Here is a 14,727-nt window from a genome sequence, read left to right on the forward strand (position 1 = left end):
CATCTTATCATATTTGCCGCCGTCAGACAGAGGAATTTTGTGAAACTTGCGTGACACTCCCACCAAAACCCCGATCTGGAAGGCCATTGCCGACGCACTTCGCAGCGATATGGCCGAAGGGCGCTATGGCCCGGGTGATAAGCTGCCAACCGAAGCGGCACTGGCAGAGCGGTTCGGTGTGAACCGCCATACGGTGCGTCACGGCATCTCGGCCCTTGTGGATGAGGGCCTAATCCGAACGCGCCGGGGCGCGGGCGCTTTTGTGGCAGCCACGCCCACCGATTACCCCATCGGCTCGCGGGTGCGGTTCCATGAAAACCTCATCGCTGCTGGTCGCAGACCAGAAAAGAGGGTGCTTCATGTTGAAGAACGGGCAGCGACCGAGGGCGAGGCCACCGCACTGACCGTTTCACCCGGTGATCAGATCTGTGCGTATCACGGCCTCTCATTGGCGGACGGGCACCCGATTGCCGTGTTTGAAAGCATGTTTCCCCTTGAGCGCCTGCCTGGCATCACTGCTGCGCTGCAAGAGACCAGCAGCGTTACCGAGGCATTAAACAGGTCGGGCGTCACTGACTATACTCGGGCCTCAACCCGTCTGAGGGCAACGCGCGCAACGGCCACCCAAGCGCTACATCTGCAGGTTTCAGAAGGTGATCCGCTGCTTAGATCATCCGGGGTGAATGTGGACGAAAAGGGACAACCGGTTGAATTTGGCCGAACCTGGTTTGTTGGAGATCGGGTGACACTGACCCTTGAGAGTTAAGGCTCGTATTTCTCCAGAAACGCATCAGCCGTCAGAGCACGGAAATCGTCGAGCGCCAACCGCAACTTGTCATGAGACCAATTCCACCAGGCCAATGCGATCAACCGATCGGCGATGTGTCGTGGCTGACGCAGTCGCAAGGGTCTTGCAGGTGTACCGGCAACAATTGTGTAGGGGTCTACATCCTTCGTCACCAAGGCACCCGCAGCCACAACAGCCCCGTCACCCAGTGTGACCTCGGGCTTTATCATCGCGCCTGCGCCAATCCATGTATCGTTCCCGATATGGACAATTCGGGATTTGCGGTGACTGAAAAACACCTCGTCCCGATCCGCATCGTCCCAATAATCGTTCGAGCGATACAGGAAATGGTGACAGGACGCCGTGTGCAGCGGGTGATCAGTCGCGCCGATCCGCGAAAACGCGGCGATGTTGGCGAACTTACCGACCTTCGCGTTGGCGATGTCGGCATAACGATCGCAATAGCTGTAGTCGCCCATTTTTGTATGTACGACGCGACTGCCCTTGCCGATTTCAACATAGGCCCCGAACGTGCTTTCGGTAATCTCACATTCGGGGTGAATGCAGGGCTGTTCCGCTGAAAGCCGCGCCATCAGTCTTTCCGCCCGATCAGCTTGCCGCGCAACCAGCCCGAGGCCCAATCCATGAACATCACCATGATGATGATCAGGACAATGTAATAGGCGACCTCTTCCCAATCTTTCTGCGTCTGGATGGCTTGCGTCAGCATCAGTCCGATGCCGCCACCGGTGATCGCACCGATGATCGTTGCCGAACGTGTATTGGACTCGAGGAAATATAGAATCTGGGCCAGCAGCACGGGAACAACCTGCGGGATCACCCCGAACCGGTATCGCTGTAGCGGTTTAGCCCCGGTCGAGGACACCCCCTCGATCTGTTTCTGATCAACGTTTTCCAACGCCTCCGAGAAGATTTTGCCAAACGTGCCCGTGTCGGTAATCAGAATCGCCAACGCGCCGGTCAATGGTCCGGGGCCAAAGGCCCGAGCCAGAACCACAGTCCAGATCAATGCGTCCACACCGCGCACAAAGTCGAAAAGACGGCGCGTTGCGGCGCGAAGCAACATGATCGGCGAAAACCGTTTGGCGGCGAGAAAGGCCAATGGCAGCGCGATCATCGCGGCACCCATCGTACCCAGAAATGCCATCAGGATCGTTTCTCCGATGGCCCAGGCCACATCCTTATGCCGCCACATCGCGTTGTTCCACCAGTCAGAGATTGCGCCTGCGATATTCGAACGGCTTGGATCGATCTGCGCGCCAAACAGGATCTCTCCAATCCCATGGCCGTGGTAGGGACTGTCAAGCGTGAACCAGAACAGCTCCCAACCCGGGAAATAGTTGAACACTTCAGTCCGAGCGCCCGTCATGGTGATCCGGCCCTCAGGCGTTGTGACGCCAACACGCCGTTCAGATGCGGAAATCCAGTCGGGCAGTTCAGAGGGCAGATTTGTCGTCAGGCGGCGTCCCTTGGCCTGCACTTCGATCAGCTGGAAGTCGGGTATTTCAATCTCGGTCCGGTTGTCAGACAGGAACCGCACGATATGATTGCGGCCCAGATCGATCGTCGTCACCTCTTCACCCGATACCCAGTCGGGACGTTTACCCTCGGGATAAGTGCCCTTACGCTCGCCCTCAACAGCATAGGTCACTTCACCGCTCTGATTATTGCGTGTGACATGCACTTTGTGTGACCAGCTATCAGAAGCCAGTGTAACGGCGTTGTCCAGATTGGCACGTTGCGCAAGGCCCGGCAGGTCGAAGGCGAAGAAGATGTAGGTGAGATAAACGAGGATCACGACGGGGATGCTAAAGCCGATCAATCGTTTACGCTGAAATAGCTTTTCGGCATCAAGCTTGGCCTCGTCCAGCCCGAAGTTCCAATCAATTGTGGTCATTGGCCCTGCCCTTCGGTCAGACGGTTGCGGTAGCGGCTGGACACCTGATCGAAGAATACGATGGTGCTGAATAGCAGGATGAAAATCGCGCCGGCCTCGTCAAAACGACCCGGACCCCAAGCCATGGCATTGCGCAGTTCGTAACCCAACCCTCCCGCGCCGACGAAGCCCAGGATAGCAGAAGCGCGGATATTGATCTCAAATCGCAGCAACGTGTAGCTGATATAGTTTGGCGCGACCTGTGGCAGGATACCCAGCATCATCTGTTTCGACCAAGTCGCCCCGGTCGAAGCCAACCCCTCAACCGGTTTCAGGTCAGCGTTTTCGGATACTTCCGAGAACATTTTACCAAGCGCCCCTGCGGTGTGGATTGAGATAGCGATCATCGCCGGCACCGGACCGCCCCCAAGGACGAAGATCAGCACAAGCGCGATAACGATTTCCGGCACTGCGCGCATAACATCCGAGATACGCCGGAAGACCGGGATTAAACCCGGCCATTTCGCCAGCCCGCGTGTGCCAAGAAGCGACAGGATCAGACCACCGATGGCCCCGATCAACGTGGAAACTGCTGCAATGTTCACCGTCTCAACCAGTGCAGGGAAGTACTTCACGATCAGGCCAGGCAGATCGGCCCGCTTTTCCCAAGCTTCAGACAGCACATCCGCCGGGTAATCACCGATCTGATGCAATCCGTCCCAGAACCCACCCGCGTTTCGGGAATCCGCAATGTTGAAACCTGATACCATCAGGACCACAAAGATCAGCAGCGTCAGCCCGCCATAAAGCCTGCGCTTGTGAACTTGTGCCATATAGCTGGATTGAATGGTCTCGACGCCGCCTGGCGCCGCACCGATTGATAAATCTGCCATCCCGAGCCCCGAATGAATAAAGACCGGCAACCCCAATGGGTTGCCGGAAATGTCATGTGCGCGCGTTAGCCACCGATTTTGGCTTTGCGGGCCTCAACAATCGAGATGTAGGTGTCATGCGATACCGGCTGGAAACCCAGCGTCTCGCCTGCCGCCACACCATAAGCGCAATCGGGGTCACGCTCGTGCAGGCCATCGACAAGATCTGTCATGGTCGCACGGACATCGGCAGGCAACGCCTTGCGCAGAACCACAGGGCCTTCGGGGATAACGTTCGATTTCCAGATCTGGACCATGTCGTTCATGTCGACAAGACCTGCGTCAACCGCTTTGCGCAGGGCACCAGAATTGTATCCATCTTCCCAGTTGCCCTGACCATCGGCCCAGGTCACACCACCATCAATGTCGCCATTATTCACAGCGACGATCGTCTGCTCGTGGCCACCAGTGAATTTGACCTCACCGAAATACTCACCCGACTCCATGGTGATACCTTCTTTGTATTGCGGGATTTCGATCGACGGGATCAGATAACCTGAGGTCGAGTTCGGATCACCAAACCCAAACACTTTGCCTTTCATGTCGTCCAGTGAGGTGACGCCACTATCCTTACGGGCGAACCCGATCGAGTGATACCCGATTGAACCATCCACATTGACCTTGATCAGAACGGGCTCAACTGCTTCGGGGTCTTGCAGATAGGTGGCCGCGTAAGAAGAGGCACCCAGCCATGCCATGTCGAGTGTACCGCCCAACAGGCCCTGTATCACACCGTTGTAGTCCGCCGGGGCGAATAGCTTGGTCTCAACGCCTAACGCCTCAGAGGTATAGTCTGCGAGACACTGGTACGAGTTCATGCGGTCCTGGGCATTTTCACCACCAAGGATGCCAATGCGAAACTCGGTGATTTCTTCGGCAAGAGCAGCAGTGCTCAAAACGGTCGTGGCGGCAAACGCCAGTGCGAGGGTCTTTTTCATCGTTTTCTCCGTTCGGTTAGATGAAGGTGGCCCGCGACGGACGCGGGGGGAAACTGGCTCAGACGTAGGCTTCCGCTTCGCGGACCTCGGGCCTGTCCAGTGTTTCGATCTCGGTCGAGGTTGCGGCCTCGGAAAAGTCTGCGCCTGCACCGTAGATGTCGCGCGCTACGCCCGTGGTCAGCTGCGCAGGGGTGCCGTCGAACACAATCCGACCATCACGCATTCCGATGACCCGGTCGCAGTAGCGACGCGCGGTATCCAATGTGTGCAGATTCGCAATGACCATACGGCCGTCTTCTTCGTGAATGGCCCGCAGCGACTGCATCACAACCTGTGCATTCATTGGGTCCAGCGAGGCGATCGGCTCATCCGCCAGAATGATCTTCGGGTCCTGCATCAGCGCGCGGGCGATGGCGACGCGTTGCTGCTGGCCGCCTGATAAGGCTTCGGCTCGCTTGGGTGCTTGCTCGGCAATGCCTAGCCGATCCAGAATTTCAATCGCCTTATGAATATCCGACCGCGGGTACAGGTTGAACATCGTCGAAAAGGTCGATTGCCTGTTCAGCGTGCCATGCAAAACGTTCGAGACGACATCCATGCGCGGTACAAGATTGAACTGCTGAAAGATCATCGCACAGCGCGATTGCCATTCGCGTTTGGCAGCACCGCGAAGCGCAGAGATCTCTTCGCCTTCAAAAGCAATTGTGCCGGTCGTTGCATCGCTCAGACGGTTGACCATGCGCAAAAGCGTGGATTTTCCAGCCCCGGAGCTGCCTATAATCCCGATCATGGTTGGCTTGTCGACAACGATATTCGCCGAATCCACGGCCCGTTTGTCACCAAACTTTTTGGTCAGCTTTTCAATTCTCAGCATATCGCCCCCATCGTTGCGAGGCTGATAGAACGTCAAAACAAAAGCTTCGTGACGCTTTTGAATCGTTTCGTTTACATCTACGCGAAAGATTTGTGACAGGCGCGATGATTGCCTGTCTCTGCAGCGAGTGTCGTATCTCGCAGGGCTCCACGCGAGTTTTATCCACAGGGCGTCACAAAACTGTTACGCTTGAGCGCAGAAAGAACTAACCTTCACCTATGACCCGTCTTCATGCCAGCCTTCTTCTTCTATGCCTTGTGGTGCCTTCTACTGCGCAGTCTAAAATGGCGGATGTCAGCTGTGATGACAGCGCGCGGATGGCACAGACACTGAAACAGGTTCTGGGGGCCGAACGTCAGGGCATGGGTTTGCGTGATCCCGAAACGATGCTGGAGGTTTGGGTCAAACGTACAAGCGGAGACTGGATGATCGTTCAGAACTACGCCAACGGTACTTCATGCATCGTCGCGATGGGGGACCATTGGCAAGGTGAGGTGCCAGACCCGGCTTAGGCAGGTGTCAGCAGACTGCGCGAACTGCAGACGCGCAATCTCGCTGATTGTGTCGTTCCTTCTAAAGATCTCGCGAAGGGATCAGGTCAGTCCAGCAGCCCACGTTCGGTCAGGACTTTGCGCGCGACACGGAAGCATTCAAGAGATTGCGGGACGCCACAATAAATGCCAATCACATGAATGATTGATCGGATTTCCTCTTTGGTGACACCATTGTTCAACGCGCCGTTACAGTGGATTTCCCATTCATGCATCTTGCCGAGTGCCCCAATCATAGCGAGGTTCATCATCGAACGGGTCTTGTGATCGATCGTGTCATCCCCCCAGCCGAAGCCCCAGCACCAAGCAGTCATGTTCTCTTGGAATGAGCGGGTAAAATCATCCGCCGCTGCCAGGTTCTTCTCAACATACTCGGCGCCCAGCGTCGACTTGCGCTGCTTCAGGCCATGTTCAAACAGGTTATCGTCCATCATTCTCTCCTCAGGTGAAACTACCGATCTGCAACTTAGTCGGTCCTGGCTCGATATACCGCTAAAGCCGCCGCCCCTGTCTTACAACCAACCCCACCACCGAAGGCAAGGGGCTCGATCGCGTCGTTCTGGTCGGGTGTGCCCTTTGGCACAGCGTTGGCTTCGGTGATGTCTTATCTGGCCCATCCACAGCACGTAACGTTATTCAATCGCCTCGCGCATCCATTGTTGAAGCTTCGCAACGGAATGCTCGCTCATGACGCCACAGGCCGGATCAAGCACCAGCGGTCCCGGTTTGTACCCTTTGGATTTCAGGCCGCGGTGAACGGATTCCACTAACCGAATATCCTCGGCCACAGTCGTTTCGCGATCCTGAGTGGCAAGGCCACGGATCACGTCGCTTTCATGACCGCCTTCTGTGTACCACCCGCGCCAGACGGTACAGCTGTCCACTGTATTTGCCCGCCAATGATAGGTGTTCAGAACATTTCCCGGATAGCATTGGAACGAGAACATCGGCCACAGGAACCAGCTTTGATAGTCGCCCGCGTGCTTGTTGCTTTCCAGATCAATCGGATAGGTCATCTTTTCGAGGCTTTGGCACTCGGTCGTGTGACGCAGCACGTAACCTCCCGACACATCGGGCTGAATGTCATAGGTTTCCGGTTTGATCACGCCTTCGGCAAAGGTCGGGTGATTAGTTGGGCAGTGATAGCATTCCGAGTAATTCTCGATCGAAACCTTCCAATTGCAGTTTTCGGGAATTTCCACCCACTCTAAGGGGGCCAGAGCGTTAGTGTTCGGCACGAACTCAGACAACTCGTCCCGGACGCCGGGATACCATTCGTCCATCGTTGCCGCGTTATCGTCCAAATTGACAAAGATGAACCCGAGGAAGTCTTCGGTCCGTACTTCGGTCAGACAGATTTTCGCGCGATCAAAACCGGGAACTTTCTTGATGTTCGGTCCAGACCGCAGGCCGCCAGTCAGCTCATAGGTCCACTGATGATAGGGACAGACCACTACACGGGTATTTCCGGTTCCGGTCACCATTTCATGCGCACGATGCTGGCACACGTTGTAGAAAGTCCTGACAAGATTGTCGCGTCCACGAATGGCAAAAAGGTTCTGACCAGCGATTTCGAACGCAAAGTAGTCGCCTACATTTGGGATATCTGCCGCATGACCTGCGTATTGCCAAGTTCTACACAACAGGCCGTTCATCTCTTTGTCGAATATGTCAGGATCCGTATAGTACCGGGCCTCGAGCGAGTGGGTTGGCAGGACAGTCATATTTTTTCTCCTGATACAAGCCGAGCTGGTGTTTCAGTCAAAAAGATCGCGTAAGGATTCGTAACATCCGTACGCGTCAGAATACCACTTGAAACATCTGTACCGCACATTGCTTACCTCGGTATGTACATTTGTGCCATTTTTAATTGACAGTGGTACATATGTAGCAATAGGAAGTCCACAGAATTCCATGTCTCGGAAACAGGAAGTTGCGATGTCTAAAAAGGAACTGCCTGCACGCGCAAAGGTCGTCATTGTCGGCGGTGGCGTCATGGGTTGCGGACTGGCCTATCACCTGGGCCATGAAGGTTGGGGCGAAGACACGGTGCTGTTGGAAAAGGCCGAGTTAACTTCGGGCTCCACCTGGCATGCCGCTGGTCAGATTACTCACTCCACCAGTTCCTACGGGCTGGGCAAAATGGTCGACTATAACATTGGCCTTTATTCCAAGACACTTGAGGAAGAAACCGGTCAGGCGGTTACATGGCATGGCTGCGGTTCATTCCGTCTGGCCTATACCGAGGATGAGATGGACTGGCTGCGCCACACATTATCAGTTGGCCGAGCGCTGGGGTTCAACATCGAGTTGGTAGGGCCTGACTTCATAGCTGAAATGCACCCCTACTATAACCTCGACGGTGTCATTGGCGCGCTTTACACGCCAGATGACGGTCACGTTGATCCTTCGAACGTGACTATGGCCATGGCCGCTGGGGCCCGTCAGAAAGGTGTGAAGATTTTCCGCCACTGTCGCGCGACCAACATCACCCAGAACGATGCAGGTGAATGGGTGGTGAAAACCGAACAAGGCACCATCACCTGCGAACACGTGGTCAACGCCGGTGGCACATATGCCCGTCAAATGGGCGAATGGTCGAACCTGCAGTTGCCTATGACCTCGATGACCCATCATTATTTTGTCACTGAAGATGTGCCGGAATTCAAAGACCTGAAGACCGAGCTGCCGGTGATCCGCGATGACAAGATGGTTTCGGGCTATATCCGCATGGAACAGAAAAAGGGCCTGATCGGGATCTATGAAAAGGAGAACTCGAACTCTGTCTGGCATGATGAATGCCCATGGGAGTACGAAAACTGGCTGTTCGAGGCGGATTATGACCGTGTCATGCCTTGGCTGGAAAACTCATTGGAACGGATGCCGATCTTTTCTGAACTGGGCATCACCCGCGAAGTCCATGGTGCAATCAGCCACCCGCCAGATGGCAACCCGATGGTCGGCCCCGCGCCGGGCGTCAAGAATTACTGGTGTTGCTGTGGCACGCAGATCGGCATCGGTTGGGGGCCTGGTCTGACCCGTGAACTGGCCAAATGGATGGTACACGGTGCTGCTGATATCAACATGCGCGACTATGATCCGCGCCGCTTTGGCAGCTATGCCAAGAAAGACTGGCAGGTCATCAAGGCGCACGAGGATTACAAGCTGCGGCACGAGATCCCCTTTCCGCATTTCAATCGCCTTGCAGGGCGTCCGATCAAACCCTCGCCGCTTTATGAGATCCTCAAACAAAAGGGCGCGGTCTATGAAGAGGTTTTCGGCCACGAACGCCCCCGCTGGTTCGCGCGCAATGGTGTTGAACAGCGTGACCACTATTCGTTCCGCCGTAACGAGGTTTTCGACATGGTGGCGCTGGAATGCCAGGCCGTGCGTGAGCGGGTCGGCATCATGGACGTGACCGCGTTCACCAAGGTCGAAGTTTCAGGCCCAGATGCCTATGCCTATCTTGACAGGCTGACGGCCAACAAGATGCCACAGAAAGATGGCTCGATCACCTTGACCCACTTTCTGAACCGCCGTGGCCGTATCGAGCTTGAGACGACCATCGTTCGCATGGCGGAAGACCGCTATTATCTGGTCTGCGCGGCGTTCTTTGAACAGCGCCTTGTCGATCACTTGAACCAGAACCTCGCGGGAGAGACCGTCTTTGTCAAAACGCTCTCTGAAGATTGGTCGGCTTTGTCCCTGAACGGGCCAAAATCCCGCGAGGTACTGGCCAGATGCACCGACGCAGACCTGTCCAACGCCGGGTTCCGCTGGCTGTCGGCTCAGGAAATCACCATTGCGGGGCACAAGGTCTGGGCCTTTCGCATGTCCTATGCGGGCGAGTTGGGTTGGGAATTCCACATGCCGGATGAAGCCTGCGTTGACGTCTACAACGCACTGTGGGCTGCCGGCGAGGAATTTGGCATCGAAAACTACGGCTCGTTTGCGATGAACAGCCTGCGCATGGAAAAAGCATTCCCCGGTGCTGGAGAACTGACCAACGAGGTCACGCTGCCAGAGGCCAATGTCAGCCGGTTCTTCAAGCTGGACAAAGAGTATCTAGGTGTCGAAGCAACGCGCGCCAGTGCCGCTCAGTCTGAGGCGGGCGAGATGCCTTGGATTTGCGCCTATTTGGAGATCGAACCGGATGGGGTCGAAGATGGTCATGGGGGCGAGGCTATTCGGATCAAAGGCGAGGTTGTCGGTGCAACAGCCTCGGTCGCCTATGGCCACAGCGTCGGCAAAATCCTCGCCTTTGCTTACGTCAAGCCACACGTGAATGTTCCGGGCACAAAGATCGAAGTAGTTATCGCTGGTGTACCCCGCAAAGGGCGTGTCCTCGGCGAAGCAGCCTATGATCCGAAATCCGAACGCCCACGCACGGACGCAGTTCGTGAACTGGCGTGATCTGAAAACCAGAGCATCGGCCATCGCGGAAGCCCTATGGTGACGCCATGAAGATAACCCGTATCCGTGTGTTCAAAACCCCCCTGCCCTATGTCGGCGGATCATACGGCTGGGGCGCGGGCAACGCGATCACAACGTCGATGTCTTCGGTAGTGGTGATCGACACGGATGCGGGTCTACAGGGCTGCGGCGAGTTTGCCCCATGCGGCGAGAACTACATGATCGCCCATTCCGAAGGCGTCGAGGCCTTTGCCCGCCTCGTCGCCCCGCGCTTGCTGGGGGAAGATCCCCGCCAGCTGTCCAAGATCGAACGGTTGATGGATGGCACGGTCCAAGGTCACGGCTACGCCAAAGCGCCCTTTGATGCAGCGTGTTGGGATATTCTGGGACGGTCCACCGGACAACCTGTTTGGATGCTGATGGGCGGCAAACTCACCGATGGTGCGCCGATGTACCGGGTTGTGCCGCAAAAGCCTGTCTTGGAAGAAACCATCGCCGAGATGGAGCAGCACCGCGCAGCGGGATACCGGCAGTTCCAGATCAAGGTAGGTGGCGACTGGGTGACCGATATCGACCGTATCCGCGAAGGCGTGCCCCTGCTGAAACCCGGTGAAAAGGCTATGGCAGATGCCAATCAGGGTTGGCGCGTTGACAACGCCATCCGTGTGGCCCGCGCAACCCGCGATCTGGATTTTATCCTCGAACAACCCTGCCACAGTTACCACGAGTGCCAGCAGGTGCGCCGCGTAGCCGAGCAACCAATGAAACTGGATGAATGCGTCACCGGGATTGAAATGGCCCGACGCATCGTGAACGATCGGGGTGCCGAAATTTGTTGCTTGAAGATTTCGAACCTTGGCGGCCTGTCCAAAGCTCGCCGGGTGCGCGATTTCCTGATTGATCACGGTATTCCGGTTGTCTCCGAGGACACATGGGGCGGTCAGATCACCACCGCCGTAGTTGCCCATTTTGCGGCCTCAACACCCCAAGAGATGCTGATCAATTCAACCGATCTGATGAACTACAACACCCGTAACACCGGGATTGGCGGCCCCACAGTAAGGGACGGTAAACTCTATGCCTCAGATACTCCGGGGCTTGGGGTGACGCCGGACTTTGACAGCCTTGGCCCACCTGTCGCAACCTACGAATCCTGCGCCTGATGGAAACCGCCTGATGAAGATTACTCGCATCACCGCCTGGGAAGTCCCGCTGACCTCGCATGACACCTATTACATGGCCGAGGGCAAGACCTGCGATACGACGGTTTCAGTGGTCGTCCGCCTGGATACCGACACCGGCGCATCGGGCTGGGGAGAGGTTTGTCCGATCCCGCATTATTTACCCGCCTATGCCAAGGGCGTGGTTCCAGCGCTTGAAGAGATGGCACCCGTTCTCATCGGCGCTAACCCGGTTGGTCCCGAAGCGCTGATGGAGCGCCTTAATAAGCATCTGATCGGGCATGGCTACGCCAAGTCAGCCATTGATACAGCGCTTTGGGATCTGACCGCACAGGCAGCCGACCTACCGCTTTACGCTTTGCTCGGTGGGCGGGCGGTCGCGGATTTGCCGCTGTATCACTCGATCACCTGTATCGCGCCGGATGAAATGGCGCGCATGGCGCGCGATGCCTTTGATCAGGGCATGCGACAGTTTCAGGTGAAGCTGGGTGCAGATAACAACTGGGAAGCCGACGTTGCTCGTTTGATTCAAGTGCGCGAGGCTGTTGGTGATGGCCCGTTGGTTTATGGAGACTGGAATTGCGGGTCAGATACGCTGACCGCCACACGAGTTGGCCGCGCTGTCTCGCATCTGGACATAATGCTGGAACAACCTTGCGCCACGATCGAGGAATGCGCCCATGTCCGCGCCGCGACTGGTCTGCCGATGAAGCTGGACGAAAGCGCCTGTGACATTCATTCGGTTCTGGCAGGACACCGCGCTGGCTGCATGGATGCCGCCGCACTGAAACTGTCGAAGATGGGCGGCCTTTCGACGATGCGTCAAATCCGCGATCTCTGCCTGTCGCTTGGCACGCAGATGTGCATCGAGGACACCTGGGGCAGCGATGTTACGACGGCCGCCTCGCTGCATCTTGCAGCCTCAACCCCAGCGCACGGCATCATGAATACTTGTGATCTGTCCCACTATGTCAAACCGCGTCTCGATCCGAATGCACCTAGCCGCCGGAACGGTCGCATCGCCCCACCCGAAGGCCCCGGCCTTGGCGTCACGCCTGATGCAGACGCTTTGGGCCAGCCAGTAACCATCATCGATTGATCCCAACCCCGCACGCCAAGAGGCCTGTTATGGAAGACTTCAGCAACGCCTACCCCTCCCATGATCCCGAATGGGTCAAAGACATGCATGCGGATCATTATCTGCAAAGCTGGTCGAAACAGGGCAGCCGCCCGCGCGTCATAACAGGTGCTCAGGGCAGTTGGTTCTGGGACAGCGACGGCAAACGCTACCTCGATTTTCAAAGCCAACTGGTAAACGCCAATATGGGTCATCAGCACCCCAAGATCGTACAAGCGATTAAGGATCAGGCGGACAAGCTTTGTTATATCGGCCCGGCCATGGGCTCGGATGTTCGATCAGAACTCGCGGCAATCATGACCGAGATCACGCCTGCCAACATCTCATCAACCTTTTTTACAACCGGAGGGTCCGCCGCCAATGAAACCGCGATCCGTTTGGCGCGGCATTACACCGGTCGGACAAAGATCATTGCCCGCTACCGTTCCTATCACGGAGCAACCGGAGGCACGCTGTCGCTGACGGGCGATCCACGTCACCATCTGACCCGCGCCGATATGCCGGGCGTCGTGCGGATGCTTGATCCTTACGTCTATCGGTTACCAACAGGCCACAAAGACCCGGCCCAGTGCCCGGTCGCCCAAGGCGGGCCGCATCTGGAAGAAATCCTGATGTATGAAAACCCCAACACCGTGGCCGCTGTCATTCTGGAACCTATTGTCGGCACAAACGGGATCATCGTGCCACCCGACGGATATCTGCAATCTATTAAGGCAACCTGCGAAAAATACGGCATCCTACTGATCGCGGATGAGGTCATGGCCGGGTTTGGCCGGACCGGAAAATGGTTCGCCGTCGATCACTGGGGTGTTCAGCCGGACATCATTTGTTCGGCCAAGGGCATCAACTCGGGTTACGTGCCGCTTGGCACCATGTCCGTCAGTACCGAGCTGCATGACTGGCTGCGCGATTACCCATTGCCCGGAGGCCTGACTTATGCCGGCCATCCGCTGGCATGCGCATCTGGCATTGCCGCGATCCGAGCCATGCAGGAAGAAGGCACGCTGGCCCACGCCACCGCGATGGGTGAGAAGATGCGCGCCGAACTGCACAAGCTGGCAAAGAAACACCCCTCGATCGGGGATATTCGCGGCAAGGGCATGTTCAACGGGATCGAACTGGTCAAGAACCGCGACACCCGCGAACCGCTGGTGCCGTTTGCCGCCAAAGGTGCGGACGCCAAACCCATGAGCGAGATGATGAGCTTTGCGATGAACGAAGGCCTCTACCTGTCATTCTTCTCGAACGTGATCCGCCTGACCCCACCGCTCAACATCAGTGAAGACGACCTGATGACAGGGCTGGCGATTCTGGACCGCACCCTCGACATCGCCGACCGGGAGTGTCTCTGAGAACTAGTCGGCGCGAACGCTCGCATCTCGGAAATCTAAGGCCATCACATAGCCCTACGCCGCAGCCTCCGCTCGTTGCGAGCGCAATCACAAAATGAACGCTCTGGTCAGACCCTTCTACGCGTTGCTAACCAAGAAGGCCTGTGCGGCCTTCTGGAAGGAAGGCCAGGCAATCACGGCAGCATATCGGATATTCTGCTAAATCCCGCCAGATCGAAACCAAAGGAAATTGGATCGCCGACCCGGTTTACGCTTTCAATACTCAACAGATTGCCAGCGCGCATCTTTGACATCCAGTCCTGAGAAACAGGAGAACGGGCAAAACAACCCTGTGCTTCGCAGGTTAGAAAATCCAGCCGCGCGATCTCGGCATCATCCACTTTAGCAATCAGCCCTTCAGAGAACAGCAGGCCAAATGGCAGTGTCAGCACCGCTTCGATCTCGTCTCTGCCGGCAGGTTTGACGAACGCAATCGAGGCAAGCCTTTGATTGTTCTCGGTTAAGATAATGGTCTGGGTCATTTCACAAATCAATTCAGTTCCGTTGACCTGATTGCTGCAGTTGACCGACCACAATGGCGCTTCGTTTTCCTGTGCGCCAAGTTGAGTTGTCAAACCGAACGACGCCACCAAAGCGTAGATCCAAGTTTTCATACTGCTGTTCC

The 14,727-nt window shown here is 56.4% G+C and carries 14 protein-coding genes; 6 read left to right on the plus strand and 8 right to left on the minus strand.

The genetic code is table 11. The annotated features are described in order from the left end of the window. Positions 1-46: 46 nt before the first annotated feature. Complete coding sequence (phnF, locus tag ACR0BT_RS07035) at positions 47-766, plus strand: phosphonate metabolism transcriptional regulator PhnF (RefSeq protein WP_170407661.1); 720 nt, start codon at positions 47-49, stop codon at positions 764-766. On the opposite strand, the gene ACR0BT_RS07040 is transcribed toward phnF, so the two are convergent. From ACR0BT_RS07040 to phnC, 5 genes are all read right to left on the minus strand, one after another. Continuing rightward, positions 763-1,380, minus strand: coding sequence for a DapH/DapD/GlmU-related protein (locus tag ACR0BT_RS07040; RefSeq protein WP_170407658.1), 618 nt, complete (start codon positions 1,378-1,380; stop codon positions 763-765). The two genes, phnF and ACR0BT_RS07040, sit on opposite strands and share 4 nt — an antisense overlap. Then, on the minus strand, positions 1,380-2,705 hold the full coding sequence (gene phnE / locus ACR0BT_RS07045) for a phosphonate ABC transporter, permease protein PhnE (protein WP_480762800.1): 1,326 nt from the start codon (positions 2,703-2,705) through the stop codon (positions 1,380-1,382). The genes ACR0BT_RS07040 and phnE (ACR0BT_RS07045) overlap by 1 nt, the downstream gene beginning before the upstream one ends. Continuing rightward, positions 2,702-3,577 carry a phosphonate ABC transporter, permease protein PhnE gene (gene phnE / locus ACR0BT_RS07050; RefSeq protein ID WP_170509514.1) on the minus strand — a complete coding sequence of 292 codons (876 nt, stop codon included), beginning with the start codon at positions 3,575-3,577 and terminating at the stop codon, positions 2,702-2,704. Before phnE (ACR0BT_RS07050) ends, phnE (ACR0BT_RS07045) begins: the two co-directional genes overlap by 4 nt. Before the next feature lie 65 nt (positions 3,578-3,642). Beyond that, complete coding sequence (gene phnD / locus ACR0BT_RS07055) at positions 3,643-4,554, minus strand: phosphonate ABC transporter substrate-binding protein (RefSeq protein WP_170407648.1); 912 nt, start codon at positions 4,552-4,554, stop codon at positions 3,643-3,645. 58 nt (positions 4,555-4,612) lie between these two features. Beyond that, positions 4,613-5,428 (minus strand): phosphonate ABC transporter ATP-binding protein, encoded by an 816-nt coding sequence (gene phnC / locus ACR0BT_RS07060; RefSeq protein WP_170465735.1) that lies wholly within the window; start codon positions 5,426-5,428, stop codon positions 4,613-4,615. Positions 5,429-5,646: 218 nt separating this feature from the next. Between phnC and ACR0BT_RS07065 the strand changes: the two genes are divergently transcribed. Then, complete coding sequence (locus tag ACR0BT_RS07065; RefSeq protein WP_170646977.1) at positions 5,647-5,940, plus strand: hypothetical protein; 294 nt, start codon at positions 5,647-5,649, stop codon at positions 5,938-5,940. Between the two features lie 86 nt (positions 5,941-6,026). On the opposite strand, the gene ACR0BT_RS07070 is transcribed toward ACR0BT_RS07065, so the two are convergent. Together ACR0BT_RS07070 and ACR0BT_RS07075 are read right to left on the minus strand one after the other, a co-directional pair. Beyond that, positions 6,027-6,413 (minus strand): carboxymuconolactone decarboxylase family protein, encoded by a 387-nt coding sequence (locus ACR0BT_RS07070; protein ID WP_480436495.1) that lies wholly within the window; start codon positions 6,411-6,413, stop codon positions 6,027-6,029. Between the two features lie 198 nt (positions 6,414-6,611). After that, the gene (locus tag ACR0BT_RS07075) at positions 6,612-7,703 is read right to left on the minus strand and encodes an aromatic ring-hydroxylating oxygenase subunit alpha (RefSeq protein ID WP_170394282.1); all 1,092 of its coding nucleotides are present in this window, start codon (positions 7,701-7,703) and stop codon (positions 6,612-6,614) included. 214 nt (positions 7,704-7,917) lie between these two features. On the opposite strand from ACR0BT_RS07075, the gene ACR0BT_RS07080 reads away from it, so the two are divergent. Genes ACR0BT_RS07080 through ACR0BT_RS07095 form a run of 4 tightly spaced genes read left to right on the plus strand, consistent with a single transcriptional unit; the run spans position 7,918 to position 14,063 of the window. Beyond that, positions 7,918-10,392 (plus strand): FAD-dependent oxidoreductase, encoded by a 2,475-nt coding sequence (locus ACR0BT_RS07080; RefSeq protein WP_480762801.1) that lies wholly within the window; start codon positions 7,918-7,920, stop codon positions 10,390-10,392. A gap of 47 nt (positions 10,393-10,439) precedes the next feature. Further along, positions 10,440-11,555, plus strand: a complete 1,116-nt coding sequence (locus tag ACR0BT_RS07085) for a mandelate racemase/muconate lactonizing enzyme family protein (RefSeq protein WP_480762802.1) — start codon at positions 10,440-10,442, stop codon at positions 11,553-11,555. Between the two features lie 13 nt (positions 11,556-11,568). Beyond that, positions 11,569-12,672, plus strand: coding sequence for a mandelate racemase/muconate lactonizing enzyme family protein (locus ACR0BT_RS07090; RefSeq protein ID WP_170611748.1), 1,104 nt, complete (start codon positions 11,569-11,571; stop codon positions 12,670-12,672). A gap of 29 nt (positions 12,673-12,701) precedes the next feature. After that, complete coding sequence (locus tag ACR0BT_RS07095) at positions 12,702-14,063, plus strand: aminotransferase class III-fold pyridoxal phosphate-dependent enzyme (protein WP_480562081.1); 1,362 nt, start codon at positions 12,702-12,704, stop codon at positions 14,061-14,063. A gap of 173 nt (positions 14,064-14,236) precedes the next feature. Here the strand turns inward: ACR0BT_RS07095 and ACR0BT_RS07100 are convergent, their stop codons facing one another. Next, positions 14,237-14,716: an invasion associated locus B family protein gene (locus ACR0BT_RS07100; protein ID WP_170407630.1), complete on the minus strand. Its 480-nt coding sequence runs from the start codon at positions 14,714-14,716 to the stop codon at positions 14,237-14,239. Positions 14,717-14,727: the final 11 nt, after the last annotated feature.

Source organism: Ruegeria sp. CJ6, from assembly GCF_056536665.1.